This is a genomic window from Streptomyces sp. Ncost-T10-10d (genome assembly GCF_900091955.1).
Lineage (GTDB): Bacteria > Actinomycetota > Actinomycetes > Streptomycetales > Streptomycetaceae > Streptomyces.
In genome coordinates, this window is record NZ_FMDF01000218.1 from 40,058 (window position 1) to 66,918 (window position 26,861).

Consider the following 26,861-nt stretch of genomic DNA (forward strand, 5'->3'; position numbering starts at 1 on the left):
CTTCCACGTACGCACCAGCACCACCACGCAGCACTCCGGGCCGTGTCCGGGGACGGCTTTCGTCCTCCCGGGCACGGCCCGTTCGCGTCCCGGGCCGCGGTCGCCGCAGGGCGCTACGCCGGGAAGCGGCGGCTGACCAGCCGCCAGGCGAACTCCAGGCCCGCCGCCGCCACCACCGCGATGCCCACCGCGGTCCACGGCATCGCCGCTCCCACCAGCTTCAGCGCGAAGAAGTTCTGCAGCCACGGCACCACCAGCACGATCACGAACGCCAGCCCCATCGCCGCCACCAGGCAGATCCGCCACCAGGTGTACGGGCGGGCGATGATCGCCAGGACCCACATGGAGACCAGGAACAGCGTGAGCGTGGCCACGCTGGTCTCCGCGTCCAGCGCACCCGTACCGGAGTAGTAGTGCCGGGCGATCAGATACGTCACGAAGGTGGCGACGGCGGCGATGACGCCCGACGGGATCGCGTACCGCATGACGCGGCGCACGAAGTGCGGATGGGCCCGTTCCTTGTTGGGGGCGAGGGCCAGGAAGAACGCCGGGACGCCGATCGTCAGCGTCGACAGCAGGGTCAGATGGCGCGGCAGGAACGGGTAGTCGACCTGGAAGCAGACCACCAGGATCGCCAGCAGCACCGAGTAGACGGTCTTGGTCAGGAACAGGGTGGCGACCCGGGTGATGTTGCCGATCACCCGCCGTCCCTCGGCGACGACGGACGGCAGCGTCGCAAAGCTGTTGTTGAGCAGCACGATCTGGGCGACGGCCCGGGTCGCCTCGGAGCCCGAACCCATGGAGACGCCGATGTCGGCGTCCTTCAGCGCCAGCACGTCGTTGACGCCGTCGCCGGTCATCGCGACGGTGTGGCCGCGGGACTGGAGCGCACCGACCATGTCCCGCTTCTGTTGCGGGGTGACCCGGCCGAAGACCGCGTTCTCTTCCATGGCCGTGGCCATTTCGTCCGGGTCGGTGGGCAGCCGGCGCGCGTCCAGGGTGTTCTCGGCGCCCGGCAGGCCGAGCTTGCCGGCGACCGCGCCGACGGAGACCGCGTTGTCGCCGGAGATGACCTTCGCGGCGACCCGCTGGTCGGCGAAGTAGGCCAGCGTCTCGCCGGCGTCCGGCCGCAGCCGTTGTTCCAGGACGACCAGTGCGTTCGGTACGGCTCCGGCGGCGATGTCCGGCCCTTCGAGCTCACCCTGCGCGCGGGCCAGCAGCAGCACCCGCAGCCCCTGCTCGTTGAGCTGCTCGATCTCGGCGAGCGCCGGGTCCTGCTCGGGCAGCAGCACATCGGGCGCGCCCAGGAGCCAGGCCGACGCCCGGCCGCCGCCCTCGTCGAACGCGGCGCCGCTGTACTTGCGGGCCGAGGAGAACGGCAACGATTGCGTGCACTGCCACACCTCCCCGTCCGGGTAGGCGTCGACGATGGCCTGCAGGCTGGCGTTGGGCCGGGGATCGGACGCGCCGAGGGCACCCAGCACGCGCTGTATGTACGTGTCGTCCGCACCGCCCAGCGCCCTGACCTCGGTGACGTCCATGCCGCCCTCGGTGAGGGTGCCGGTCTTGTCCAGGCAGACGACGTCGACGCGGGCCAGCCCCTCGATGGCGGGGAGTTCCTGCACCAGACACTGTTTGCGGCCGAGCCGTACGACACCGATCGCGAAGGCGACCGAGGTGAGCAGCACCAGGCCTTCCGGGATCATCGGGACGATGCCGCCGACGGTCCGGGCGACCGACCCCTTGATGTCGTTGTTGTTGACGACGAGCTGGCTGATGACCAGGCCGATCGCGGTCGGCACCATCATCCAGGTGACGTACTTGAGGATGGTGGAGATACCGGTGCGCAGCTCGGACTGGACGAGGGTGAAGCGGGACGCCTCCTCGGCGAGCTGTGCGGCGTAGGCCTCACGGCCGACCTTGGTGGCGGCGAACGAGCCGCCGCCCGCGACGACGAAGCTGCCGGACATCACGGGGTCGCCGGGCTGCTTCAGCACCGGGTCGGCCTCGCCGGTGAGCAGCGATTCGTCGATCTCCAGGCTGTCGGCCTCGGCCACCGTGCCGTCCACGACGACCTTGTCGCCGGGGCCCAGCTCGACGAGATCGCCGAGGACGATCTCGGAGGTGGAGATCTCGGCCGAGACCCCGTCGCGTCGCACCGTGGGTTTGGCCTCGCCGATGACCGCGAGGCTGTCGAGGGTCTTCTTGGCCCGCCACTCCTGGATGATGCCGATGCCGGTGTTGGCGATGATCACGAAGCCGAAGAGGCTGTCCTGGATCGGTGCGACGGACAGCATGATCAGCCAGAGCACGCCGATGATCAGGTTGAACCGGGTGAAGACGTTCGCGCGGACGATCTCGCGGACGGAACGGGACGAGCGGACGGGTACGTCGTTGACCTCACCGCGGGCGATCCGCTCGGCCACCTCGGCCGCGGTCAGCCCGCGGGTGCTCACGGCCGGGGCCGGCAGTTTCATCGGATGGACCGGATCGAGCTCGGACCCGGCGTCGATCATGGCCGGCCCGGGGCGGCCGGAAGTACCGGATGCCCCGGGGATCTGCTCGCCGAAGGAGTGGGGTGCCCGCTGCGTCATGGTTCCGACGGTACGGGTGGATCGTCCGATTCGGCCAATGGGGGTCCGAAGATCAGACCGGAGGAGGAGGGGATTGGTCCTGCGGTGGTACGGAGGCCCTGATGCCGGGCGGTGCCGGGCGGTGCCGGGCGACGGCACCCGAGGTGCCGGCCGGTTTCACGCCGTGGCGCCCGGCGTGCCCTCCGTATCCGTCCCGGCGCTCGGCGCGGAGGCCGCAGCCGCGGCTGCCCGCTTGATCGCGGCGTCGCGCCCCCGTACGTACCAGATGCCGATCAGGCCGAGCCCCGCACCGGCCAGGCAGGTCCACACCCACCACAGGTGCCCGTGGGCGTCGAACCAGCCGTAGAACGGCAGCTGGACCAGGAAGAGGACGAACCAGAGGATCGTGCCGCCGGTGATGGTGGCGACGACGGGCCCCTCCAGGGGCGCGGGTGCCTCGTGCTTCGGTGTCCACTTCGCCATGACCTCAGTGTATGGGCCCACCTGCGGCCCCCTCCCGTAGCCCGTAAAGACGCATGCGTAAAGACCGGCAGGCCAGCTGACGCAAGGGTCTACGCGCGGAGATAGCGATCTTCGCCTTATGTATTCATACTGAATCTGCTTACGGCTGACTCGAATTATTCGTGTGAAAGTCCAAAGCTGACCACTTTTAACCCCCCCTCTACGTACGACTGAGGTCATACATGTCCCCCTCGGCCACCGCTTCGGTCGACTCCAAGCAGTCTCCGGCTCCTCAGCCGCACAACGGCCTGGATCGTTTTTTCAAGATCTCCGAGCGGGGGTCGTCGGTTGCGCGCGAGATCCGCGGCGGATTCGCCACGTTCTTCGCAATGGCGTACATCATCGTGCTGAACCCGATCATTCTCGGTAGCGCGAAGGACATGTACGGGCATCAGCTCAACGGGGGGCAGCTGGTCACCGCCACCGTGCTGACCGCCGCGTTCTCCACGCTCCTGATGGGTGTCATCGGCAATGTGCCGATCGCGCTGGCCGCCGGCCTCGGCGTCAATACCGTCGTGGCCCTCCAGCTCGCTCCCAGGATGAGCTGGCCGGACGCGATGGGCATGGTCGTCCTCGCGGGCATCGTGGTCATGCTGCTGGTCGCGACCGGGCTCCGCGAACGTGTGATGCACGCCGTACCGAAGTCGCTCCGCAAGGGCATCGCGATCGGTATCGGCCTTTTCATCCTGCTGATCGGCCTGGTCGACTCGGGCTTCGTCTCCCGTATCCCGGACGCCGCGCACACGACCGTGCCGCTCCAGCTCGGCAGCGACGGCCACCTCACCGGCTGGCCGGTTCTGGTCTTCATCCTCGGCGCGCTGCTCACCCTCGCGCTGATCGTCCGCAAGGTGTCGGGCGCGATCCTGATCTCCATCGTCGCGATGACGGTCGTCGCGATGATCATCGATGCGGTCGCCCATCTGCCGGGCGAGGCGTGGGGTCTGACCGTCCCGCAGTGGCCGGGCAACCCGGTCGCCACCCCGGACTTCGGGCTGATCGGCAAGGTCAGTCTGTTCGGCGGCTTCGACAAGGTCGGTGTGCTCACCGGCATCCTGTTCGTCTTCACCGTGCTGCTGTCCTGCTTCTTCGACGCGATGGGCACCATCCTCGGCGTCGGCGACGAGGCGAAGCTGACGGACAAGGACGGCAACTTCCCCGGCATCAACAAGGTGCTGTTCGTCGACGGCATCGCGGTCGCCGCGGGCGGTGCGAGCTCCGCCTCGGCGGGTACCTGCTTCGTGGAGTCCACGGCGGGTGTCGGCGAGGGTGCCCGCACCGGCCTCGCGAGCATCGTGACGGGTCTGCTGTTCACGGTGTCGCTGTTCCTGACGCCGTTGGCGACCATGGTCCCGTCGCAGGCCGCCACCCCGGCGCTGCTGGCGGTCGGCTTCCTGATCATCTCGGGTTCGGTGCGGGACATCGACTGGAGCGACTACACGCTCGCCATCCCGGCCTTCCTGGCCATGCTGATGATGCCGTTCACGTACTCGATCACCAACGGCATCGGCATCGGCTTCATCGCCTTCTCCGTGCTGCGGGTCGTGGCCGGGCGCTGGCGCGAGGTGCCGGCGGCCATGTACGTGGTGTCGGCGGTCTTCGTCTTCTACTACGCGATGCCGGCCCTCGGCCTCACGTGACCTCTTCAGCCCTGATCCCTGCGGTCCCTTCCGGGCCGTAGAACTTCTCCGTCTCGTCGACGGCCGCCTTGAAGCGCTCGTCGAAGTCATCGCGAATGAGCGTCCGGACGACATAGTCCTGGACGCTCATTCCGCGTTTGGCGGCATGCTGCCTGAGCCGGTCGAGCAGCTCACCGTCTATCCGCAGGCTGAGCACAGTCGATCCCATGGCAAGCAGGGTTACGGCCCAGGAGGTCGTCTGGCGTCACTTTCCGGATCCGACTCACTCGTTCGGGTGATCGATTGGGTGATGTGGCTCTCGCGCGTGTAACACGAATGGTCTTTAGAGTAGGTAATGAGTTAGGCTAATAAACATGCCTGACCTGATCCACGACGGCGACAGTGCGGCCGCCGTGAGCTCCCTTCGCTCCGCCGTGATGCTGCTCGGCCGACGCCTGAAGCACCAGCGCGTCGACGAGTCGCTGAGCCCCACCGAGATGTCGGTGCTCGGCACGCTCGCCCGCTGCGGTTCGGCCACACCCGGTGAGCTGGCCCGCAAGGAACATGTGCAGCCTCCGTCGATGACCCGCATCGTCGCGCTGCTGGAAGCCAAGGGACTGGTCAGACTGGAACCGCACCCCGATGACCGTCGCCAGAAGATGGTCAGCCAGACCGAACAGGCGGAAGCCATGCTCGAAGAGAGCCGCTCCAAGCGGAACGCCTGGCTGACCACCCTCGCCGAGGGCCTGGACGAGGAAGAGTGGGAGACGCTGCGCAAGGCGGCGCCCGTGCTGGAGAAGCTCGCCCACCTGTAGCGGGGCCGGCCGCGCCGGACCACAGCCGGCGCACCGCCCGCACCGCCGCATCCCGTCAGTCAGCGAAATGTATACGCCCGAGGAGGCGAACCCTTTTGAGTACGGGATCCGGAGCAGACTCCGCCCCCGCACCGACTTCCACCCACGAGAGCAAGCCCGGCGGGACCTTCTCGTCGCTGAAGATCCGTAACTACCGCCTGTTCGCCACGGGCGCCGTGATCTCCAACACCGGTACCTGGATGTCCCGCATCACGCAGGACTGGCTCGTCCTGAGCCTCACCGGATCCGCCGCCGCCGTCGGCATCACCACGGCCCTCCAGTTCCTTCCGATGCTTCTCTTCGGCCTGTACGGCGGTGTCATCGCCGACCGTCTCCCGAAGCGGAAGCTTCTTCTCGTCAGCCAGGCGGCTCTCGGCCTGTGCGGGATCGCCCTCGCGGTGCTCACGCTCTCCGGTGTCGTCCAGGTGTGGCACGTCTACCTCATCGCGTTCCTGCTCGGCATGGTCACGGTCGTCGACAACCCGGCCCGCCAGTCGTTCGTCTCCGAGATGGTGGGTCCCGCCCAGCTGCGGAACGCGGTCAGTCTCAACTCGGCGAACTTCCAGTCCGCCCGGCTCATCGGCCCCGCCGTCGCGGGTGTCCTGATCACCACGGTCGGCAGCGGCTGGGCCTTCATGTTCAACGGCCTGTCCTTCGCGGCCCCACTGGTCGGCCTGACGCTGATGCGTACGAGCGAGCTGCACAAGGCCACCGTCGTGCCGCGCGCCAAGGGACAGCTGCGGGAGGGCCTGCGCTATGTCTCCGGCCGCCCCGAGCTGATCTGGCCGATCGTCCTGGTCGGCTTCGTCGGCACGTTCGGGTTCAACTTCCCGATCTGGCTCACGGCCTTCGCGGACGAGATCTTCCACGGCGGCGCCGGGATGTACTCGTTCTTCAACATCCTCATGGCGGCCGGCTCCCTCGCCGGCGCCCTGCTCGCCGCCCGTCGCCGCTCCTCAAGACTGCGGATGCTGGTGGCCGCGGGCACGGCGTTCGGCCTGCTGGAGATCGTCGCGGCCCTGTCGCCGTCCGTCTGGCTCTTCGCGATCCTGCTGGTCCCGATCGGCATGATCGGCCTGACGACCAACATCAGCGCGAACACGAGCGTCCAGATGGCCGCCGACCCGGCGATGCGCGGCCGGGTCATGAGCCTGTACATGATGGTCTTCGCCGGTGGTACGCCGGTGGGCGCCCCGATCGTCGGCTGGGTCAGCGACGCCTACGGGGTCCGTACGGGCATGGTGGTCGGCGGTGCGTTCTCACTGGTGGCCGCACTGGGCGTCGGTTTCATGCTGGCCCGCGTGGGCGGACTCCGCCTCAAGGTCGACCTCCGCCCGGGCCGCCCGCACGTGCGGTTCGTCCCGCGTGAGGAGCTGGCCACGGCGGCCTGAGGGCCGCCCGTGCGGCACACGGCACGGCCCCGACCGGTACCCACCCGGTCGGGGCCGTCCCGTGTGTCGGGGCGCGGTCAGTCGCGGGGGAACGTGTCGGTCCGGAGAGTGAGGCCGACGACAGTGTCGGTCAGGTCGATCGGGGTGCCGAAATCGAGGCTCAGCACACTGCGGTATTCGTCGTCCTTCGGCAGCGTGTGGAGGTGCCACGTGCCGGTGTATGGGTCGGCGATGACGTACACCGGGACGCCGGCGGTGGCATACGTGGCCTTCTTCGGGCCGTAGTCGTTGGCGGCGGTGTCCTTGGAGATCACCTCCGCGACGAACTCGATGTCCTGGTAGCGATACCGCCCCTTGGCGTCATGTGCGGCGTCCTCGGCCAGAGCCACCACGTCCGGGGCGAGGCCGTTGAGACGGCCCGGAAAGTCGAAGCGGACATCGGATGTCAATTGCTCCTCCCCGTACCTGGAGAGCAGCTGCCTGATGAGCGCCAGGATGATCCGCCAGTGGATGTCCCGCTGCGGCGACATGTAGATGTTCCCCTCGACGATCTCTACCTTGAATCCCTCGGGGGTGGGCTCAAGCCACTCGAACATCATGTCCAGAGTGCGCTCGTCGCTGCTGTCGGCCATCTCGATCCTGTCGGTCTCTACGACGGTCATCGTGCCGCTCCTCCCCGCTGCCGCACGGGCGCGGGCAGCCGCGTAGTACAACGATACGCACGGAGCCCGGGACACGCCGTTACGGTGCGACACTCTGCCCATGAGCAGCCTCAGACTCTTTGTCGCCGTTCTGCCGCCCGACCGGGCAGTCCAGGAACTGCGCCGTGCCGTCGACCCGCTGCGCGCGCTCCCCGGTGCCGGGAAACTGCGCTGGACCGGTACGCCCAGCTGGCACTTCACGCTCGCGTTCCTCGGGTCCGTGGACGAGGAGGTGCTGCCCGAGCTGCGTGCGCGCCTCGAACGGGCGGCCCACCGTACCGAGCGCTTCTCGTTGCGCATCCACGGCGCCGGCCGGTTCGGCGGGCGGGCGCTGTGGGCGGGGGCCGCGGGTGGGATCGACACATTGCGGCTGCTGGCCGAACGAGCCGACGCCGCCGCCCGCCGCACCGGCATCCCGATGGAGGAGCACCGCCGCTACAGCGCGCACCTCACCCTCGCCCGCAGCCGCACCGACGCCGACCTGCGCCCCTTCGTCGAGGCTCTCGGAGGCTTCGAGGGCACCCCGTGGGAGGTGGGTGAGCTCGCCCTCGTACGCAGCAACCTGCCGGTCGCCGGGGTGCGGGGCGAGAAGCCGCGGTACGAGACGATCGCATCCTGGTCGCTGGATCACTGAGACGGGCGGTTACGCTCGGAGGGTGGACCCGAAGACCAGAAACCGCATCATGGCCGCCGTGCTCGTGCTGATGTTCGTCGTCGTCGCCGTGGCAGCCGCCGTCGGAGCGTGACGTCAGCGGCCGTGCCCCGGGCGGCCGATCCGGACGACGGTCGCCGGCCGGGTGAAGAGGCCCATGACCGCGGCAAGGGCTCCGGCGACCACCAGGAGCGGTACGAACCGACCCATGCGCGCGATCCCGGGCCCGTCGCGTCCGACGCGTACCCCGCCGTCTCAGGCGTTGACGGCCGACGCCGTCTCCTTGGCGAACGCCTCCGGGTTGTCCAGCATGATGTTGTGCCCGCAGTCCGGGACGGCCACGACCCGTACCCCGTTCTCGATCAGCGTTTCCTCGCCGGGCAGCGGTCCGTTGTCCCGGGGGCGCAGATACGTACGCGGAATCTTCAGGTCCAGCAGTAGCTCGCGCATCGTCGGCGTGGTCCCGCGGGCGAGATGCACGGCGGTGCGGTGGAGTGCCTCGGGACCCGCGAGGCGCATGGTCGCCCACCAGTGGGGTCCCACCCGGTCGCGCACTTCCTCCAGGCCGCCGGCCAGGAACTCCTCCTCCGTGTACCGGGCGAGGCCGCTGCTGCCCGGCCGGGCCGGGTCCGGGGCGACCGGGTCCAGATTGGCGTCGACCAGCACCAGCCGGGCCACCAGCTGCGGGTGGCGGGCCGCGAGCACGATGGCCACCGCGCCGCCCATGCTGTGCGCGACCACGTCCGAGTCGTACGCGTCGGCCGCCTTCAGCGCAGCCGCCACCGCGTCGGCGTGTTCTTCCAGGGTGTAGCCGAAGTCCGTGGGGCGGTCGCTGATTCCGAAGCCGAGCAGGTCCATGAGCAGCGACCGGCTGTCGGCCAGCAGGGGATGCACGGCGCTCGCGGTGAAGTACGGGCCGGACGAGGCCCCGAGCCCGTGCAGATAGACCCGGGTACGGGGCGTGCCGGGACGGCCGGGGAGCTCCACCCATCGGATGCACGCACCGTCGGCCGTCACCTGAGCGTTCTGCATGTGTCCTCCTCCTGGCCCCGAAGGCGCTTGTCTCGGCGAGACTATATATCGGCACCGATGTATAACGCCATGGGGGAGGATGCTTGCATGCTGGAACTGGCCATCCTGGGATTTCTGTACGAACAGCCGCTGCACGGCTACGAGCTGAAGCGTCGGGTCGCCCACCTCACCGGACATGTCCGCCCCATCGCGGACGGCACGCTGTACCCGGCGATCAAGCGCCTGGAACGAGCCGGATGGCTGGAGCGCCGGACGGAGCCGGGCAGCAGGGCTGCCCCCCGGCACACGCTGACCCTGACCGAGGAGGGGCGCGAGGAGCTGCGGCGCCGGCTGCGGGAGGCCGACGAGACGGACATCAGTGACGAGAACCGCTGGTTCACCGTCCTCGCCTTCCTGCGTCATCTGTCGTCCTCGGCCGAGCAGGCGGAGGTGCTGCGGCGCCGGCTCGCGTTCCTGGAGGAGCCGAGCAGCTTCTTCTACGAGGGCGAGCAGCCGCTCGGCGCCGAGGTGTTCGAGGACCCGTTCCGGCAGGGTCTGCTGAGGATCGCCCGCGCGACCAGCCAGGCGGAGCTGAGCTGGCTCGGGGAGACGCTCAAGGAGCTCGACGCCTCGCTCTGACGCGGACACACAACGGGCCGCCGCCCCGTCCCCCGTTCGGGGGCGAGGGCGACGGCGGCCCGTACGTATCGGACGGACAGTCCGTCAGACCGTCCTCACCAGGCGAACGCCTCCGGCGACGGCCCCGGCCCCGGGAAGATCTCGTCCAGCGACGCCAGCATCTCCGCGGAGAGTTCAAGCTCGAGCGCCCGCAGCGCCGAGTCCAGCTGTTCCTGGTTGCGCGGTCCGACGATCGGCCCCGTCACCCCCGGCTGCGCGAGCAGCCACGCCAGGCCGACCTCGCCCGGCTCCAGGCCGTGCTTGTCGAGCAGGTCCTCGTACGCCTGGATCTTCTCGCGCTGCGCCGAGTTCTTCAGCGCGTCCGCGCTGCGGCCGGAGGCGGAACGCCCTGTCGTGCCCTCGCGCTCCTTCTTCAGCACACCTCCCAACAGCCCGCCGTGCAGCGGGGACCACGGAATGACGCCGAGGCCGTACTCCTGCGCGGCCGGGATGACCTCCATCTCGGCGCGGCGCTCCATCAGGTTGTAGATGCACTGCTCACTGACCAGGCCCAACGAGCCGCGCCGGGCGGCCAGTTCGTTGGCCTGGGCGATCTTGTAACCGGCGAAGTTCGACGAACCCGCGTAGAGGATCTTGCCCTGCTGGACCAGGACGTCGATCGCCTGCCAGATCTCCTCGAAAGGGGTGTTCCGGTCGACGTGGTGGAACTGGTAGAGGTCGATGTAGTCCGTCTGGAGCCGCTTCAGCGACGCGTCGACCGAGCGCCGGATGTTCACGGCGGAGAGCTTGTCGTGGTTGGGCCAGGCCTCGCCGTCGGCGGCCATGTTCCCGTACATCTTGGTGGCCAGGACCACCTTGTCGCGGCGTTCGCCGCCCTGGGCGAACCAGGTGCCGATGATCTCCTCGGTACGGCCCTTGTTCTCACCCCACCCATAGACATTGGCGGTGTCGAAGCAACCATTTTGACGCCATGAGGTTGATTGCATATTGTCACCTCTTGTGCACTGAAGGTGCCGCAGGGGAGAGGGAGAACGAGCATGGCGAGAGTTCTGGGCGTGATTCGTTTGTCGCGGGTGTCCGACGAGACCACGTCACCGGAGCGGCAGCGTCGGTCCATCCAGCGATGGGCCGACCAGGAGGGGCATGTCGTTGTCGGGTGGGTCGAGGACATCGACGTGTCCGGCGGAGTCGAGCCATGGAAGCGCCCGGAATTCGGCAAGTGGCTTCCCTCGATCATCGGGAAGGAGGCAAGTGCGATCGAGCACCGGATCGCGATGGAGGAGTCACGGGCGGACGAGTACGACATCATCTGCGCCCTGAAGATCGATCGTCTCTCGCGCCGCGTGCTGCATGTGCACACCCTCCTGGAGTGGTGCGAGAGGAACGGCAAGGAGGTCGCGACCGTCGAGGACGGGATCAACCTCAACACGCAGATGGGGAAGCTCCTTCTGAGCCTGATCGCTTCCTTCGCGGAGGGGGAGCTCGAAGCCATCAAGGCAAGGGCCAAGTCGTCCTACAACCACCTGGTGAAGGAAGGCCGCTGGCGCGGGGGCCGCACACCGTACGGCTACCGTGAGGAGAAGCAGGACACCGGCGAGGGCTGGAAGCTGGTCGTGGACGACTACGGGACCAACACGGCCGGAACGCTCCGCGAGATCGTTCGCCGTCTCATCGAGGGCGAGTCGGCGAACAGCATCGCGCAGTCGCTCAACGAGGACGTGACGAAGACGCCGACGTCACTCGACGCCCAGATGATCCGCAGTGGCAAGACCCCGAAGGGGAGCCGCTGGACAGCCGCGAACACGTCGAAGGTCGTGCGTTCCCGTTGCGTCCTGGGGCAGATGGAAGTGACCGAGGAGGTGATGGTCGACGGGGAGAAGGTGAAGCGCCGTCGAGTTGTCCGGGACGCGGAAGGCCAGCCACTCCAGCGCGCGGAACCCCTCATCACACAGGAGGAATGGGAGCTGGCCAACAAGAAGCTGGACGAGAACACCAGTAGGCGGAAGGGCAACCGTAAGGGCGGATCCCCCTTGCTCCGGGTCGCGTTCTGCACATGCGGGGAGCCCGCGTACCTCGGGCCCGGCCGTAGCTGGCCCTATTACCGTTGCGCTTCCCGCACCACGCACAAGCCGTGTCCGACCGGAAGTAAGGGGATCGCGGCGCACACCCTGGAGGACGCCGTGGAGAAGGCGTTCCTCCTTGCCGCCGGAGATGTCGAGATCGTCCGGAAGGTTTTCCGTCCGGGCGTGGACTACACGCGCGACATCGAGGAAGTGAACCGAGCTCTGGCAGATCTGCGGGAGGACCGTGAGGCGGGTCTGTACTCCAGTGAGCTGGGCAAGCAGGAGTACCGGGAAACCTACAAGCGGCTGGACGCACGGCGCGAACAGCTCCTCGCGCAGCCCACGCGTCCGGACGCCTGGGAGGAGATCCCGACGGGGGAGACCTATCGAGAGCGGTGGAGCAAGCTGTCGACGCAGCACGAGAAGGGAAAGGAACTCCGTGCCGCAGGAGTCAAGGCGGTCATCCACGCCGAGTCGATCACCGGGCTGACCGCCGCGCAGCTCATGGCGCCCGAGGGCCATGACGGGATGTGGCAGCACCCCGTCGAAAGGGTCCAGGTTCTGATCCCGATGGACTTCAAGCAGCGACTGCGCAACATGGCGGCGGTCCACAGCGAAAGCTGATCGAGGACAAGAAGCGATAGCGAGGGGCCCTGTGATCCGGGCCCCTCGGCGTTTGTAGGATGCCAAACAGGTCGCCGCCGTCGCTCCCGACTGCACGAGACCGAGTCCGGGCCCTACACCTCGGGCCACACCTGTGAAGAAGACCGTGCCGACCGTGGCCGGTCCACCCCCGCGAATAAAGGGAGGCACATGTCCCGCCGTCCGGCGGGGGCACTGGCGTACCCGTGTACGCCGCACAGGAGGGGAGCCGCGAACCTGTGGCAATCAACTTTGGCCATGACCGTCCTTGGGGCGGAGTCAGTCAGCGTGAGTATCGACGCATGGCGGAGAACGGCGCTCATCCGCTCGCGTACCGGGTGCACTTCGCCGCTCTCGGATGGGCGGATCGACAGGGGCATGCGGCATTCGACCCTGGCAGGCTGGCGCGCCTGCTCGGCAAGGACGGCAAACCCCTGTCCGACCAGAGCATGAACAATGCGATAGCCCGGGCGAAGAAGCTGGACCTTGTGTCACCCCGATCCGGCGCCGCTTGTCTCGTCCTTCCGCCGCACCTGTTCCAGAAGGGGAGGGGCGCACCGGTTCCGTGCCGTCCTCACCGTGACCGGTGACGGAATGTCGCACGTGTAGTCGGCACACACCGGACGTGTACTCGCATGGCGTCTGACCTAGGGAAACGTTCGTCTCCTCTCTTATCTTTTTGGGGTAAGTGGAAGGCGCGGCCGGAGGCCGCCGCAACGGGAAGACGGGAAGACGTAGCGCGGCCCCTTCGGGGTCGACAGGGGTAGCCACTTAGGTCAACGGCAAGCGGGGCGCGGCAGCGCCCCAGAGAAGCAAGCGACTCAGCGGAAGGGGCGGCCGGTAGGCCGCCGCAGGAGGAAGACGGCAAGCTCCTTTGCGGCCCCTTCCGGGGCCGACAACGAGCAGGACAAGGAAGCCGGCTGTGTGTAGGGCGCTGCCGCGCCCTCAAGCAGGAAGTGCCGAGGGCAAGGAGCCAGCGCAATGGGGCCGCTACGCGGCCACCTGGCCAAGCCTCGCAAACCGTTCACTCGGCGCAGCCTTTGACAGCCTTCCGCCGCTGAGCAGATGGCCTGGTAGCCGCGTATCGACCGAGGCGCCTCGGCGGCAGGGTGAAACTGCCGGCGAAGCGCTGTGGGCAAGGGGGAGTTTGTAATGCCCATGCTTTGGGGAGGGGGGCGTTCGTGCGGATCAGATCCATGAAGCGGCCTGAACGTGTAGCTGTCATCGGAGTTGGCATCCTCGGCTCCTGTGTGGGATGGAACCTGGCTCGGCATGGCGTCGAAGTGGTTTTCATCGACGAGGGGCAACCGGGCGAAGGCGTCACCAACTGGTCTTTCTCCTGGGTCAACGCCAGCAACAAGACGGTGCGCAGGTCCTACTTCGATCTGAACGTCGCGGGCATGGCGGCCTACCGGGAACTCGCCGACGTCATCGGGCCGGACTTGTGGTGGCATCCCGGCGGACATCTGCGCTGGGCGGACGAACCGGCGGCGGAGGCGAAACTCCTGGAGACAGCCGAGCTGCTGGCGGGCTGGGACTACCGGGTCGAAGTACGGACGGGGGCCGAGGTACGCCACCTGGAACCTGCACTAGCCGTACCCGACGAGGTTCCGGTCGCGTTCTATCCCGACGAAGCCTGGGTGCAGGGACGTCATGTAGTGGGCCGCCTGGTCGACCTGGCTGTCGCAGCTGGGGCCGAGCGCCGGTTCGGCACTGCGGTCCGCGGGATCGGAACCCGTTCCGACGGGGCCGTCCGGACGGTCGTCCTGTCCGACGGAAGCCAACTGGAGGTCGACGCCATCGTGAACGCGGCAGGCCCCAACGCCTCCCACGTCGCCGGGCTCGTCGCACGGCAGCTGCCGATGCGCTGGGAACCCGGAGCTGTCACACGGGTCGAGTGCGCCCAGGTCCCGGTTCACCACCCCATGCACGCACCTCACATCGAGATCCGCCCTGACGGAGACACTTCCATGGTTCTCCACAGCCGCGAGATCGACGCACTCATCGACACCGGCAAAGACTCAGCAGAACTCGGACGACTGCTCCACGAAGTGGCGCAACAAGTCGTTCCCGAACTCGGCAACGCCCGCATCACCCGGACACGGGTGTCCAACCGTCCGATTCCGGCCGACGGATTCCCCTCGGTGGGAGCAGTGCCGTCCGTGCCGGGCTACTACGAAGCCGTGACCCACAGCGGCATCACCCTCGGTCCCGTCATCGGCAGGCTGCTCGCCGCAGAGATCCTGAGCGGGAAGAGGGACGAGATGCTTGCGGACTTCCGCCCGGAGCGGTTCCTCACGTGACAGCCCAGACCTATCGTTGATCGGCATATCGCCTACGGGGCGTCGACGGGGGAACTCGGTCGCCGACTGGACGTCTGGACCCGCTTGAAAGCCCTGGAACCGTGGCAGATTCTGAGCTGCCAAGACACGGCGGCCGGTCACCTCTCCTTCCAGGGGTCATACCCCCTCCCCTTGTGCTGCCGTGGCCTCTACGCTCCGGCGCATGATCAAGCTGACGTGGGCCCTGGTGGGCGAGCATATGGACGAGTGGACCGGCGACGACGTCACGGAGGGACTGGCCGTTCTCGAAGCGAAGGTGAGCGCGGGGGTCGACGCGAGCGGGATGCAGGAGAGCGCCGTACGTCAGTGGCGTACGGACTTCCTCACGCCCGTGGTCGAGTCGCTGCGCGCCGAAGGGATGGGCGCTCTCGCACGGGGCGAGTCGTGGAGCAAGGCGGCCGGTCCGTTCCTGGCGTGCGCGTCGCCGGTCGCCTGACGTCCTGTTCGCGCCGTCGCGTAAGCGTGTCGCGCAAACGGTCGGTTGTGCGACAGTGCGCCACCCTCCTTCCTGTGTCCGGTTCGCCCCTGCCGGACTGTCGCATAACCCGTCGCGAAAGGTCACGTCCAGGTCTAGCTTTCACGACACGTATGTGCGACAGTCCCGGCGTGATCACGAACATCCCGGCCGAACAGGTCGAGCGCCACGACTGCCCCAAGTGCCAGGCTCCCGCCGGAAGCCCCTGCCGTACGGCTGCGGGCAAGGTGGCGTCCAGCTACCACATCGGGCGCTTCGCCCTCGTTCCCGCCCTGAAGGCGGAACTCACCGTGAAGACCCCCGCCGACCGCCACCCCGGCAAGAGGTGGACGCAAGGTGCCCCCGCCCCGCAGGCCCCCGACGTCGTACCAGGCGCAGCGATCCGGCTGGGGTACGCCCGGACGTCGACCGCCGGCCAGGAACTCCAGTCCCAGCTGGACGCGCTCGCCCGTGCTCACTGCACCCGCGTGTTCTCGGAACAGGTCAGCAGCCGTGTGAAGGAACGGCCCGAGCTTTCGAAGGTGCTCACCCTGGCGCGGGAGATCAAGACAGCCGCACCGCATCAGCCGGTCATCCTGACCGTGCTGGAAATGAAGCGACTCGCCCGCAGTGCAGCCGAGCTGATGACCCTGTCGTCCACCCTCCAGGCGGACGGCATCCAACTCGAACTCCTCTCCGGCCCGCTTCAGGGGGTCTACGACCCGCACGGCGCGGGAGCCATCGTCTTCGCCGTGCTCGCCGTCAGTGCGGAGGTGGAGAGGGAGGGTATCCGCGAGAAGACCATGGAAGGGCTCGAAGCCGCCGCCCGTAAGGGCAACGTGGGCGGACGCCCATCCGTCATGGACGACGACAAGCTAGCCGTGGCCCGCGCCCGGCACGCCAAGGGCGAAAGCGTCACATCGATCGCTAAGGGCTTGGGAGTTCACCGGGCCACCCTGTACCGCCACCTGGCGGAAAGCGCCTGAGGCGGGTGCAAAGACGTTCTGATGGACCCCTGGCGTACGCGTCGGGGGCATTGTCATGCCAGGCATGGGAAAGCCCCTGCCAGCCACGGGGCGACTGACAGGGGCTCTTGTCCCTCACCGCACACCGGACGGTGGTACGGCACCCCGCATACGAGGGCGGACCGGGGCGAGAGCCTGAGCACGTCAGCTCAGCCGGAGACACGTCCTGTCTCCTGCTCAGGGCTTGTCCGGTCGGGGGACAACTGGCCTGCCCCTACCGTCTCGCGCCGCTGCGATCACGGGAAGGGCAGGAGTTCGGCGTCACTCCGTCCGCACCACCAGGGCGAACGACGTGCAGACCCGCCGGAAGGACGTGTGTCCCGTCCGGCCGGTGTGACTCATGCACTCCACGTCCACCGCCGCGCCGTCCGGCGACGCGTTCGCCGTCCACTCGCAGGGGTACGCCAGGCACTCCGCTTCAAACGTGACGTCCGTGTCCGGGTGCTGGGTGATCCGGTGCTTCACGTAGCGCAGGATGGTACGGCTCACCGTTGCCCCCGTGTCCGGTGCGGATGGTTGCGGATCTCCACGTCCGCATCCGTCGCGGCCGACAGATCGCCCCGGTCCCTGGCAGCCTGCCTCTGTGCGGCCAGTGCGGTGCACACCCCGCAGTCCGGTGCGGGTGCGGGTGGAGTCCGGGGCAGGGACAGATGTACCGGCCCGTTCATCGTCGTTCTCGGATTGCTCACGCTTGCCGCCTCCCCGACCGAATGCCCTGAGCGAGCAACCAGTTTCAGCTGGAGAGCCGAAGTGGCCCACTTTTATTGGTGTTGTCGGGTAAAGATCACGCCCATTCCGCAAGGAGCGCCCGGCATTCGTCGCCCCATACCGCGTATCCCTCGTACCGCTGGAAATCCTCCCGGTACGCACTCACGTCTCGGTGGTCCCGGAGTATCAGCGCCCCGGTTCCCGTCTCCACGGTGGCCAGACGGCGGTCATAGACCGTGAACGTATTGAGGGGGCGCTCCGGGATGTGTCCGCCGAGGGGAATCACACCGAGGCGCACGTTCGGAATCCGGGAGACGGACACCAACCGGTCCAGCTGCATGGCCATCTCGATGGGCGGAAGCAACGGCCACCGTGCGGCCTGCTCCGTGAGCAGGAACGTGAACCGCTTCTCCGGATTGACCAGGACGCTCTGCCGCTCAAGCTTCTTCGCGATGGTCTTGGACTGGTCTCCAGGAACGTCGGCGATGCTCGCGCGTACGTACTCAGGGGTGGCGAGCAGGCCGGTAATCATGGAGAGCAGGAAGTAACGGAACTCCGTGGACACCGCCTCCAGGCGGGCAAGTTCGTTCTGTTTCTTGTCCAGGCCCCGACGGCGTGAGTTCCAGTGGTCCTGCCACTCGGTGTTCGCGGACCGGGCGAGAGCCAGGATCTCCGCCGCCAACGCCCCTTCCGCCCCGAGGGCGTCCAGGATCAGCTCGACGTCGACCAGGGCAGGGGTCAGCTTTCCGCTCTCGATGTTGCTGACCTTGGTCTGGCTCATGTTGCAATGCCTGGCGAGCCGGACCTGCGTCCATCCGGCTCGCTTCCGCTCTTCTTTCAGTGCCGCAGCCAGGTCCGATCTGGACTGGCCAAGGGCCGCCGGCTCAAAGGTCAAGGTCCTTCACGTACTCCTCGAAGGGGACCGACTCCTCGACCGCGATTCGCTGGAACTCGATGAACGGTTCCACCTCTCCCACATGCACTTCCCGGCTGATCTGCCTGCCGTCCGGGTGGTAGTTCATGAGCACCACTTCGGAGTGGTCGAACATCCAGAAGTCCTGCGCCCCAGCCAGGGGGTTGGGCCGGTCCGTGACATCGAGAATGCGGATCTGTTCCCCGGCCATGGCATGGGCCCTGTAGTAGTGATGAAACTCGAACCGCAGATACTCGGACAGCGGACGGGTGACGACGTGGACACGTCCTTGCACCCGCCCCTCGGCGGCCTGACGGCGAAGCCGGTCGATGTACTCGTTGGCCACGGTCGCGGGATCGATCCGAACGCCCGCCCTGAACGCAGCGAACTCCTCTTCCTCCTGCGGCATGAGGTACTGCGGCAACGTCTCCAAGCGCCACGCCTCCCGCGCGAAGCGCTCGAACCGGACCGCCCACTCCTCACCAGCCAAGAGCACGGAACGCCTCCCTCAACGTCTCCTCCGGGATCTCCACGAGCCCTTCCCCCTCCGGGGCAGCGAACACGTCGGACACATCACCCTGGACGACGAACGAGCCGGACGCGGTCCGGTAGACGTTCGGGCAGTCGTCCTTGCCGCACTCCCCGCTCCCGTTGCCGGTCAGCCGGGTCAGTTCCTCACGAGCCATGATGAAACCCCCTGTCCCGCGCGCCCCCTCGCAGGACGGCAACACGACCGTACGGAGGGGGTGCCATCACCGTCTATGCGCTCACACCAATATTCGCGATGTCGCATAAACAGGGACGGCCGACCGAGCGGCTCTTGCCTGGAGTGAGCTCAAAGCAGTTGGCTTGTGCTTCATGAAGTACACACAGCTCGGACGCACCGGACTCAAGGTCAGCCGCCTCGTCCTCGGGACGATGAACTTCGGCCCGCAGACCGACGAGTCCACCAGCCACGGCATCCTGGATGCCGCAATCGATGCAGGTCTGAACTTCGTAGATACCGCGAATGTGTATGGCTGGGGCGAGAACAAGGGCCGCACCGAGGAAATCATCGGGACCTGGTTCGCCAAGGGCGCGGAGCGCCGCGACAAGACGGTCCTGGCCACCAAGGTCTACGGCGGGATGGCCGGTGACGGCGAGCCCTGGCCCAACCACGACCGGCTCTCCGCGCTCAACATCAAGCGCGCCGTCGAGGCTTCGCTGAAGCGCCTGCAGACGGACTACATCGACCTGTACCAGTTCCACCACATCGACCGGCGGACGCCGTTCGACGAGATCTGGCAGGCCATCGACGTACTGATCAAGGAAGGGAAGATCCTCTACGCCGGGTCCTCCAACTTCCCCGGCTACAAGATCGCCCAGGCGAACGAGGCGGCCGCCCGCAAGGGCATGGTCGGTCTCGTCTCCGAGCAGTGCCTCTACAACCTCGCGGAGCGCCGCGCCGAGATGGAGGTCATCCCGGCCGCCCAGGAGTACGGCCTCGGGGTCATCCCGTGGTCGCCGCTGCACGGCGGTCTGCTCGGCGGCGTCATCAAGAAGGAGTCCGAGGGCAAGCGGCGCACTGCCGGCCGCTCGGCCGACGCCCTGAAGAACACCGAGGTCCGCGAGCAGGTCCAGGCGTACGAGAACCTCCTCGACAAGCACGGCCTGGAACCCGGCGAGGCCGCCCTCGCCTGGCTCCTCACCCGCCCCGGCGTCACCGGCCCGATCGTCGGCCCGCGCACCCAGGAACAGCTGGAGAGTGCGTTGCGGGCGCTGGAACTGGAGCTGTCGGAGGAGGTCCTGACCGGGCTCGACGAGATCTTCCCGGGTCCAGGGCCGTCCCCGGAGGCATTCGCCTGGTGAAGCAGGGAAGCTAAAAGAAGGACCGCTGCCTTCCGCCTGCCCCAAGGGCAGTGTGAGGCAGCGGCCCAACTGCGCTCATAGGCAGGCGCCCAGCCAAGACGACACTGTCCGCAAGCGAACTTGCAGACTGGCGTCAAAGTTGAATCTTGGAAGTGTCGAAGAAGTTCAGGCCCGTGTCCAGCGCCGCGTCCATGATGGCGTGGCTGTCCACCTCATTGGTCTGCGGGCCGAAGTTCATGGTGTCGAGGACGAGGCGGCTGACCTTGAGTCCGGTGCGTCCGAGCTGCGTGTACTCCATGGGCACCAAGCCAACGCCTTCGAGTCCGCTCGAAGCAAGGGTGACCCCGAACGCGCCCTGCCCCCGGCGGAGTGCCGGGGGCAGGGCGTTACGCGAATGCCTTACGCGAATGCCTTACGCGAATGCTTCGGCCGCTTCGGTCACTTCAGGTAGACGATGCCGTCGGTGGTGACCGTCGGCCGGCCCGATGTGGCCACGACGACGATCTTGACAGTGTGCTTGGCGCTGCTCGACCAGCTCTTCGTCCACAGCGCGTCGCGGTACTTGGTGGTGCTGGACTTCAGGTCCACCGTCGACACCTTCACACCGTCGACATAGACGTACACCTGGCCGGAGGTGGCGGCCCTGGAGGCCACCAGGGCGACCGAGCGGCCGGTGAACGTCCAGCTCAGGCTCGCGCTCTTCGACGAGCTGGAGTACGACTTGCCGCCGAGGTAGCTGGACGAGGACTTCGTCGTCCAGGTGCCCGTCTTCGTCGCCGAGCTCTCCTGGACGATGACCGGCGTGCCGGAGACCGATGCGGCGGCGGTGTTGCCCGCCTGGTCGTACGCGGTCATGGCCCAACTGGTCGCCACACCCGACTTCGCGGTGTGCGAGGCGCTGGTGGTCGTCGGTCCGTAGGTCTTGGCGAGGGGGGCGGTGAGCCTGACCTCCTTGAGCGAAGCGGCGTCGGTGGCCTTCCACTTCAGGGTGATGGGGACGGCCGTGGTGTTCACCGTGCCGGTGCCCAGGGCCAGGTTCGGCTTGGTGGTGAAGGCGGGCGCCGTCTGGTCGGCGACCACGGTGGCCGCGGCGGACGTGGTGACCTTGCCCGACTGGTGGGTGGCGCGGACCTGGACCTGGTGGCTGCCGACGGCCAGCGTGGCCTTGGCGGAGGTGGCGGTGCCCGTCGTGGTGGCGACGGACTTGCCGTCGACCAGCAGCTCGTACTTGGAGATGAACGCGCTCGGGGTGGTCGCCGACCAGCCCACGGTGACCGTGGACTTGGTGTAGTACGTCGTGCCCGAGAGCCCGGCGCCGGTCACCGACTTGACGGCCAGTCCGGTGACGGGGCCCGCGGCGAGGCTGCGGATCGCGGGCAGCTGCCCGTACAGCTTGGTGCCGGGGCACTCGGTCGCGAAGCCGTCGCGGTGGCCGGAGATCTGCTTGAAGGAGTACTGCGTACCGGCGGTGAACTTGGTGCCGGCGAGGTTGCTGCCGGTGGCGCCCGCGGTGAGCATGGTGCTGCCCGCCGGGTCGCCCTTGTACTGGCCCAGCTTCCAGGCGGCGATCCGGGCCACCGAGGTGGTCACCGCACTGGGGGCGGTCGTGTCCGTGTACGTGCCGAGGACCGCGATGCCGGCCGTCTGCCGGTTGAAGCCGTAGGTGTGTGCGCCGAAGACCGGCCGGTCCACCCCGCCCTTGCGGCCCTCGAAGACCGTCCCGCACTTGTCGACCAGGAAGTTGTAGCCGATGTCCTTCCAGCCGTTGGCCTGGACGTGGTACGCGTACACGCTGCGCACGACGGCCGCGGAGTCGGCGCACGAGTAGGTGTTGGTCCCGGCGGTGTGGTGGACGAAGACCGCCTTGACGGTGTCCGTGTACTCCGGTGCCTCAGGGCTTATCGACTCGTCGGCGCCCCAGCCTGCACGCGAGGTGATGGGCGGCTTGGGCACGGTCGAGGACGGTGCGGGCGGCAGGGTATCGGTCGGGGACGCACTCGCGGGCGCCGAGGGGCTCGGGCTCACCGGGGGAGTGGGCTGCACCGTGGCCGAGTCGGAAGGGCTCGGTGACGCCGGGTCGGACGGTGTCACCTCGGCGGGCGGTTCCGTGCTGTCGCTCGGCGCGGGCGGCTCGGTCGCGGCCGGGTCCGACGGGTCGGCGGAGGGGTCGGTCGTGGCATCGGCCGCGGGGATGTCGGCGGCGAAGGCCGCCGGGTCCGCGTTCAGGGTGCCGCTCCGGCCCGGGTCCACGGTGTCCAGCCGCAGCCCCGCGGGCAGCTTCGCGGAGACCTTGCCGCCCGCGTTGATCCGTACCTCGACACCGTTGGAGGGGCCCACCCAGCGAGGCTCGGTGCTCCCTCGTACGCCGGACCGGCCGGCCTCCGTACGCCCGTCGATATCGGTTTCGAGCGGCAGCCAGGACGTCCAGTTCCCGTTGGCGGCGGACCTGGTCCGTACCTCCACGGCTCCGGTGACCTTGGCCGCCGCGTCGGTCCAGGTGATGCCCAGCATGCTGAACGGCTTGGTGTCCCGCTTGCCGAGGGTGGCCGAGGTGCCGTCGCCGTCGACCTTCAGCGCGGTCGCGTGCACGTCGGCCTTGGTCGGGCCGGACTTGGCGTCGGCGTCCACCGAGGAGTTGCCCGTCACCCCCTCGAAGACCAGGGCACCCGCCACGGCGGACGTGGCCAGGGCAGCCGTGATCCAGATTCTTCGCTTCGATCTCAAGTCGTACCCCAGGGATCGTTTTCGGACATTTGGTTCGTCAGGCGCTGCGGCTGGCGACAGCTGGTCGCGAGGGGACCAGTGGGGGGTACGAGTGCTACCGCGCATGCAGCGGAGGCCTAGCTTGCCATGCCGCTCCGACAGCCGGACCCTCCCCCCCTGCTCCTGCCGTCCGCGGATGGCTCAAATTCCACTTGCGTTCACTGCCGGGCAAACCGGTCCAGCGCCGCCAGCACCGCCCGGCTCGTCGCCGGGCCGCCCAGATGCCCCGCATCGTCGATCACGGTCAGCTCCGCGTCCGGCCATGCCTTCGCCAGCTCCCACGCGGTGATCAGCGGTCCGCCCAGGTCGAACCGTCCGTGCACCAGCACGCCCGGAATCCCCGTCAGCCGCCCCGCGTCCCGGATCAGCTGCCCCTCCTCCAGCCAGGCGCCGTGGGAGAAGTAGTGCGAGCAGATCCGCACCAGCGCCAGCCGGTCGCGGCCGGGGCGCCCGCTGTACGGCGGCGGTCCGGCGTACGTCTCCTGGGAGAGCACCGCGTCCTCCCAGGCGCACCAGTCGGCTGTCGCCTTCTCCCGCACTCCGGCGTCGGGGCTTTCCAGCCGCCGGGCGTACGCGGCGAGGACGTCCGGGGTCGCGTCCCCCTCGGCCTCCGGCACTCCGGCCCGGAACAGGTCCCATGCCTCGGGGAAGATCTGGCCCGCCCCCCGGTACAGCCAGTCGATCTCCGAGCGCCGGGTCGTCGTGACGGCCGGGATCACGATCTCGGAGACCCGCTCCGGGTACTGCTCGGCGTACGCGAGGATCAGCGTCGAGCCCCAGGACCCGCCGTACAGGAGCCAGGCGTCGATCCCGAGATGCACGCGCAGCCGCTCCATGTCGGCGATCAGCCGGTCGGTCGTGTTGTACCGCATGTCGGCGGCCGGATCGCTCGCGTGCGGGGTGGAGCGGCCGCAGCCCCGCTGGTCGAAGAGGACGACGCGGTAGCGGTCCGGGTCGAAGTACTGCCGGGGCCGCTCCCTGCACCCCGACCCCGGACCGCCGTGCACGACGAGTGCGGGTTTTCCGTCCGGGTTGCCGCACGCCTCCCAGTACACGAGGTTGCCTTCCCCGACATCGAGCATGCCGTGCTCGTACGGTTCGATGGGCGGGTACTTCTCGTCCGGCATGCGGTCCACGGCGGTGGCTCCCTGGGCTCGGCGGGCAAAGGGGTCAGCGTATGGCGGGCGTAGCCTGATTGCCGTGAATTCCGCACCCCGGGTACTGGCCGTACTCGACGAACTGCTGACCGCCGCCGCCCACGACGACCGCGGTGCGCTGTGGCAACTGGCCGAGCAGGGCCGGGAGCTGGATGCCAATCTGGTACGTCTTCCGCCGGGCGCGCAAGTAGGTGAGCACCAGGAGGACGTCCTGGACGTCCTTCTCGTCGTCGTCGCGGGCAGCGGCCGGGTCGTCGCCGGGGGCGACGACGCGCTGAACCTGACGCCGACCAGCGTCGTCTGGCTGCCCCGCACCTCGCGCCGTGCGCTCGTCGCGGGACCGGAAGGGCTGGCGTACGTGACGGTCCACCGCCGCCGCCCCGGCCTGACCATCAAGCCGTCGGCCACGATGCCCCCGGTGGCGTACGAGGGCGGCGAGGCGCCCTGCATGCTGGACCGGGTCTGCCCCGGGTGCGGCCGGCTCTCGCAGGACCCGGAGCCGGTGTTCTGCAGCCGGTGCGGGGAGCGATTCGCCGACCGCTGACCGGGGCGGTACTACGCGTCGCCGCCCATTTGCCAGTCGGTCTTAGACCTCCGGTCACCCACCCGTTCGTCGCGGCGTGGATGCCGAGCCGGTGCCGTACGTTGCGCACCGTCTGATCGCTGCGCTGCAAAAACGATGGGGACATTAGCTCTCATACAGAGTTAAAATGGATTGGTGGTGGCGGGTGATCTGCCTGATGAGCTCGCCGGGCTTCTTCCCCGCATCCAGAGGCTCGCCCGGCGGCGGCTGTGGAGCGGCCTGCCGGTGCCCCGGCTGCGCGGGGCGCACGCCGAACTGCTGCGGCTGGTGGCCGACCGACCCGGCATCCGGATCTCCACAGCCGCACACAGTCTCTGTCTCGCACCCAACTCGGTCAGCACCCTGGTGAACCACCTCGTCGCCGAAGGACTGCTGCGACGGGAGAAGGACCCCGGAGACGGGCGGGCCGCGCTGCTGCATCCGACCCCCGCAGGGATCGGGAGGCTGAGCGACTGGCACGCCCGTCGCGAGGCGCTCTTCCGCGAACACCTGGCCGGACTCGACGCGGCCGACCGGGCGGCACTCGCCGCCGCACTCCCGGCCCTGCACAGACTCGCCGCCTCACTGCGAAGCGAAGAGGATGAGACCGCGTGACCACGGAAACCGCTCCCGCCCTCAACTGCACCGGTCTGAGCTACAGCTTCGGCGAGGCGAAGGCCGTCGACGGCCTGGACCTGCTGGTCGGCCAGGGGGAGGTGTTCGGCCTCCTGGGGCCCAACGGTGCGGGAAAGACCACGACGATGCGCGCGATCACCACGCTCCTGCCCGTACCGCCCGGCGTCATCGAGGTGTTCGGCCATGACGCGGCCCGGCAGAAGATGGCGGTACGGCGCCTGCTCGGCTACGTACCGCAGCAGCTGTCGGCCGATGCGAGCCTCACCGGCCGGGAGAACGTCCAGCTCTTCGCCCGCGTCTTCGACGTGCCCCGGCGCCAGCGCGCCGCGCGGGTCTCCCAGGCGCTGGACGCGGTCGGCCTCGGCGATGTCGCGCACCGGCTCGCCGCCACGTACTCCGGCGGCATGGTCCGCCGCCTCGAACTCGCACAGGCCCTGGTCAGCGCGCCCAGGCTGATGATCCTGGACGAGCCGACCATCGGCCTGGACCCGATCGCACGGGACAGCGTCTGGGACCGCATCACCGAGATACGGGTCGGCACCGGCATGACCGTGCTGGTCACCACCCACTCCATGGACGAGGCCGACCAGCGCTGCGACCGGCTCGCGCTGATGCACCTCGGCAGACTCCGCGCGCTCGGCACCCCCGCCCAGCTCAAGAGCGAGCTCGTCGCCCACCGCCGGGAATCGGGCGAGACGGGCCTTCCGTCACCGTCCCTGGAGGACGTCTTCCGCCACCACTCCGGAGCCGGACTGAACGACCCCGGCTCCGGCTCCGGTTCCGACGAAGGGAAAGGAGCGTTCCGAGATGTCCGCCGTACCCGTCGCACCGCATCCCGCCTCGGCTGAGTCCGTCCCGCCGGATCAGCGGTTCGCGTTGCTGCTGACCCCGCCGCCGCCCCGCACCGGCTGGCGCGTCGTCCCCGCGCGCGTCACCGCGATGTGCGTCGTCGAGCTGCAGAAACTGCGCCACGACCGGACCGAGATCTACACCCGCGCCGTCCAGCCCGCGCTCTGGCTGCTGATCTTCGGCGTGACGTTCTCCCGTATCCACGCCATCCCGACCGGCGGCGTCCCCTATCTCGACTTCCTGGCGCCGGGCATCATCGCCCAGTCCGCCATGTTCATCGCGATCTTCTACGGAATCATGATCATCTGGGAGCGGGACTCGGGAGTCCTCACCAAACTCATGGTCACGCCGACGCCCCGGACCGCCCTGGTGACCGGCAAGGCCTTCGCCGCCGGGGTGAAGGCCGTGATCCAGGCGGCGGTCGTCATCGTGATCGCCGCGCTGATCGGTGTCGGCATGACCTGGAACCCGTTGCGGCTGCTCGGCGTGGTCGTGGTGGTCCTCCTCGCCTCGGCGTTCTTCTCCTGCCTGTCGATGTCGATCGCCGGGATCGTCCTGACCCGCGACCGGCTGATGGGCATCGGCCAGGCCATCACGATGCCGCTCTTCTTCGCCTCCAACGCGCTCTACCCGGTCGCCCTGATGCCCGGCTGGCTCCAGGCCGTCAGCAGGGCAAACCCGCTGAGCTACCAGGTCGACGCCCTGCGCGGACTGCTCATCGGCACCCAGGCCCACCTGGGCCTGGATCTTGCCGTCCTCGCGTTCGCGGCGCTGGCGGGCATCGTCGCCGCCGGTTCTCTGCTGGGCCGCCTGGCCCGTTGAGCACTACGGAGGTGTCCCGGGAGCAGCAGCTGTTCGGTGATCAGCTCGCCTCGTCGGGAGGGAGCAGCGAGGACCGCAGCGTCTCGTGACCGGCGACCACGTCCTGCTGGGCCTCCGG

General features: G+C 68.4%; 25 protein-coding genes and 2 pseudogenes. 14 read left to right on the forward strand and 13 right to left on the reverse strand.

What is annotated here, in order from left to right; translation table 11 throughout:
* Positions 1–113 precede the first annotated feature (113 nt).
* Positions 114–2,594 carry an HAD-IC family P-type ATPase gene (locus tag GA0115254_RS37915; protein WP_093899794.1) on the reverse strand — a complete coding sequence of 827 codons (2,481 nt, stop codon included), beginning with the start codon at positions 2,592–2,594 and terminating at the stop codon, positions 114–116.
* A 156-nt stretch (positions 2,595–2,750) separates the two neighbouring features.
* Entirely contained in the window at positions 2,751–3,056 is a 306-nt protein-coding gene (locus GA0115254_RS37920) for a DUF2530 domain-containing protein (protein WP_093899795.1), read from the reverse strand.
* A 221-nt stretch (positions 3,057–3,277) separates the two neighbouring features.
* Between GA0115254_RS37920 and GA0115254_RS37925 the strand changes: the two genes are divergently transcribed.
* Positions 3,278–4,732 (forward strand): NCS2 family permease, encoded by a 1,455-nt coding sequence (locus GA0115254_RS37925; RefSeq protein ID WP_093899796.1) that lies wholly within the window; start codon positions 3,278–3,280, stop codon positions 4,730–4,732.
* Here GA0115254_RS37925 and GA0115254_RS37930 read toward each other — a convergent pair.
* Positions 4,725–4,940, reverse strand: coding sequence for a ribbon-helix-helix protein, CopG family (locus GA0115254_RS37930; RefSeq protein ID WP_176740457.1), 216 nt, complete (start codon positions 4,938–4,940; stop codon positions 4,725–4,727). The genes GA0115254_RS37925 and GA0115254_RS37930 overlap by 8 nt on opposite strands.
* Positions 4,941–5,085: 145 nt before the next feature.
* Between GA0115254_RS37930 and GA0115254_RS37935 the strand changes: the two genes are divergently transcribed.
* Both GA0115254_RS37935 and GA0115254_RS37940 read left to right on the forward strand, forming a co-directional pair.
* Complete coding sequence (locus GA0115254_RS37935) at positions 5,086–5,526, forward strand: MarR family winged helix-turn-helix transcriptional regulator (RefSeq protein WP_093899797.1); 441 nt, start codon at positions 5,086–5,088, stop codon at positions 5,524–5,526.
* Positions 5,527–5,621: 95 nt separating this feature from the next.
* On the forward strand, positions 5,622–6,956 hold the full coding sequence (locus tag GA0115254_RS37940) for an MFS transporter (protein ID WP_093899798.1): 1,335 nt from the start codon (positions 5,622–5,624) through the stop codon (positions 6,954–6,956).
* 77 nt (positions 6,957–7,033) lie between these two features.
* Here the strand turns inward: GA0115254_RS37940 and GA0115254_RS37945 are convergent, their stop codons facing one another.
* On the reverse strand, positions 7,034–7,618 hold the full coding sequence (locus tag GA0115254_RS37945; protein WP_093899799.1) for a Uma2 family endonuclease: 585 nt from the start codon (positions 7,616–7,618) through the stop codon (positions 7,034–7,036).
* A gap of 100 nt (positions 7,619–7,718) precedes the next feature.
* Between GA0115254_RS37945 and thpR the strand changes: the two genes are divergently transcribed.
* The gene (gene thpR / locus GA0115254_RS37950; RefSeq protein ID WP_093899800.1) at positions 7,719–8,291 is read left to right on the forward strand and encodes an RNA 2',3'-cyclic phosphodiesterase; all 573 of its coding nucleotides are present in this window, start codon (positions 7,719–7,721) and stop codon (positions 8,289–8,291) included.
* 273 nt (positions 8,292–8,564) lie between these two features.
* Here the strand turns inward: thpR and GA0115254_RS37955 are convergent, their stop codons facing one another.
* Complete coding sequence (locus GA0115254_RS37955) at positions 8,565–9,341, reverse strand: alpha/beta fold hydrolase (RefSeq protein ID WP_093899801.1); 777 nt, start codon at positions 9,339–9,341, stop codon at positions 8,565–8,567.
* A gap of 87 nt (positions 9,342–9,428) precedes the next feature.
* Here GA0115254_RS37955 and GA0115254_RS37960 point away from each other — a divergent pair, with 87 nt between their 5' ends.
* Positions 9,429–9,959, forward strand: a complete 531-nt coding sequence (locus GA0115254_RS37960; protein ID WP_093899802.1) for a PadR family transcriptional regulator — start codon at positions 9,429–9,431, stop codon at positions 9,957–9,959.
* A gap of 95 nt (positions 9,960–10,054) precedes the next feature.
* On the opposite strand, the pseudogene GA0115254_RS37965 reads toward GA0115254_RS37960, so the two are convergent.
* A pseudogene (locus tag GA0115254_RS37965) lies at positions 10,055–10,912 on the reverse strand (aldo/keto reductase); the annotation flags it as partial.
* Positions 10,913–10,996: 84 nt separating this feature from the next.
* Between GA0115254_RS37965 and GA0115254_RS37970 the strand changes: the two are divergent.
* The 4 genes from GA0115254_RS37970 to GA0115254_RS37990 all read left to right on the forward strand — a co-directional run bounded on the left by GA0115254_RS37970 (position 10,997) and on the right by GA0115254_RS37990 (position 16,446).
* Entirely contained in the window at positions 10,997–12,646 is a 1,650-nt protein-coding gene (locus GA0115254_RS37970; protein WP_093899804.1) for a recombinase family protein, read from the forward strand.
* A 1,214-nt stretch (positions 12,647–13,860) separates the two neighbouring features.
* Positions 13,861–14,967, forward strand: a complete 1,107-nt coding sequence (locus tag GA0115254_RS37980) for an NAD(P)/FAD-dependent oxidoreductase (RefSeq protein WP_093899805.1) — start codon at positions 13,861–13,863, stop codon at positions 14,965–14,967.
* A gap of 202 nt (positions 14,968–15,169) precedes the next feature.
* Positions 15,170–15,442 carry a hypothetical protein gene (locus tag GA0115254_RS37985; RefSeq protein WP_093899806.1) on the forward strand — a complete coding sequence of 91 codons (273 nt, stop codon included), beginning with the start codon at positions 15,170–15,172 and terminating at the stop codon, positions 15,440–15,442.
* A 170-nt stretch (positions 15,443–15,612) separates the two neighbouring features.
* Positions 15,613–16,446: a recombinase family protein gene (locus GA0115254_RS37990; RefSeq protein ID WP_218105608.1), complete on the forward strand. Its 834-nt coding sequence runs from the start codon at positions 15,613–15,615 to the stop codon at positions 16,444–16,446.
* Between the two features lie 300 nt (positions 16,447–16,746).
* Here GA0115254_RS37990 and GA0115254_RS37995 read toward each other — a convergent pair whose 3' ends face one another.
* The 4 genes from GA0115254_RS37995 to GA0115254_RS38015 form a co-directional block, all read right to left on the reverse strand.
* Positions 16,747–16,974 carry a DUF7848 domain-containing protein gene (locus tag GA0115254_RS37995; RefSeq protein WP_093899808.1) on the reverse strand — a complete coding sequence of 76 codons (228 nt, stop codon included), beginning with the start codon at positions 16,972–16,974 and terminating at the stop codon, positions 16,747–16,749.
* A gap of 295 nt (positions 16,975–17,269) precedes the next feature.
* Complete coding sequence (locus GA0115254_RS38005; protein WP_107451487.1) at positions 17,270–18,088, reverse strand: helix-turn-helix domain-containing protein; 819 nt, start codon at positions 18,086–18,088, stop codon at positions 17,270–17,272.
* Complete coding sequence (locus tag GA0115254_RS38010) at positions 18,078–18,602, reverse strand: DUF6879 family protein (protein ID WP_093899810.1); 525 nt, start codon at positions 18,600–18,602, stop codon at positions 18,078–18,080. The genes GA0115254_RS38005 and GA0115254_RS38010 overlap by 11 nt, the downstream gene beginning before the upstream one ends.
* Positions 18,586–18,792 carry a hypothetical protein gene (locus tag GA0115254_RS38015; RefSeq protein WP_093899915.1) on the reverse strand — a complete coding sequence of 69 codons (207 nt, stop codon included), beginning with the start codon at positions 18,790–18,792 and terminating at the stop codon, positions 18,586–18,588. The genes GA0115254_RS38010 and GA0115254_RS38015 overlap by 17 nt, the downstream gene beginning before the upstream one ends.
* 172 nt (positions 18,793–18,964) lie before the next feature.
* Between GA0115254_RS38015 and GA0115254_RS38020 the strand changes: the two genes are divergently transcribed.
* Complete coding sequence (locus GA0115254_RS38020) at positions 18,965–19,954, forward strand: aldo/keto reductase (protein WP_093899811.1); 990 nt, start codon at positions 18,965–18,967, stop codon at positions 19,952–19,954.
* A gap of 142 nt (positions 19,955–20,096) precedes the next feature.
* Here GA0115254_RS38020 and GA0115254_RS43580 read toward each other — a convergent pair.
* From GA0115254_RS43580 to pip, 3 genes and pseudogenes are all read right to left on the reverse strand, one after another.
* Positions 20,097–20,252 (reverse strand): annotated as a pseudogene (locus tag GA0115254_RS43580) (aldo/keto reductase); the annotation flags it as partial.
* Positions 20,253–20,392: 140 nt separating this feature from the next.
* Positions 20,393–22,678 carry a peptidoglycan recognition protein family protein gene (locus tag GA0115254_RS38025; RefSeq protein ID WP_256102982.1) on the reverse strand — a complete coding sequence of 762 codons (2,286 nt, stop codon included), beginning with the start codon at positions 22,676–22,678 and terminating at the stop codon, positions 20,393–20,395.
* Between the two features lie 197 nt (positions 22,679–22,875).
* A complete protein-coding gene (gene pip / locus GA0115254_RS38030; protein ID WP_370741018.1) occupies positions 22,876–23,844 on the reverse strand; it encodes a prolyl aminopeptidase in 969 nt (322 codons plus the stop codon).
* Between the two features lie 73 nt (positions 23,845–23,917).
* Here pip and GA0115254_RS38035 point away from each other — a divergent pair, with 73 nt between their 5' ends.
* From GA0115254_RS38035 to GA0115254_RS38050, 4 genes are all read left to right on the forward strand, one after another.
* On the forward strand, positions 23,918–24,418 hold the full coding sequence (locus GA0115254_RS38035; RefSeq protein WP_093899814.1) for a hypothetical protein: 501 nt from the start codon (positions 23,918–23,920) through the stop codon (positions 24,416–24,418).
* Between the two features lie 174 nt (positions 24,419–24,592).
* Positions 24,593–25,051 carry a MarR family winged helix-turn-helix transcriptional regulator gene (locus tag GA0115254_RS38040; RefSeq protein WP_093899916.1) on the forward strand — a complete coding sequence of 153 codons (459 nt, stop codon included), beginning with the start codon at positions 24,593–24,595 and terminating at the stop codon, positions 25,049–25,051.
* Complete coding sequence (locus GA0115254_RS38045) at positions 25,048–25,920, forward strand: ABC transporter ATP-binding protein (RefSeq protein WP_093899815.1); 873 nt, start codon at positions 25,048–25,050, stop codon at positions 25,918–25,920. Before GA0115254_RS38040 ends, GA0115254_RS38045 begins: the two co-directional genes overlap by 4 nt.
* The gene (locus GA0115254_RS38050) at positions 25,880–26,743 is read left to right on the forward strand and encodes an ABC transporter permease (RefSeq protein WP_093899816.1); all 864 of its coding nucleotides are present in this window, start codon (positions 25,880–25,882) and stop codon (positions 26,741–26,743) included. Before GA0115254_RS38045 ends, GA0115254_RS38050 begins: the two co-directional genes overlap by 41 nt.
* Positions 26,744–26,861: the final 118 nt, after the last annotated feature.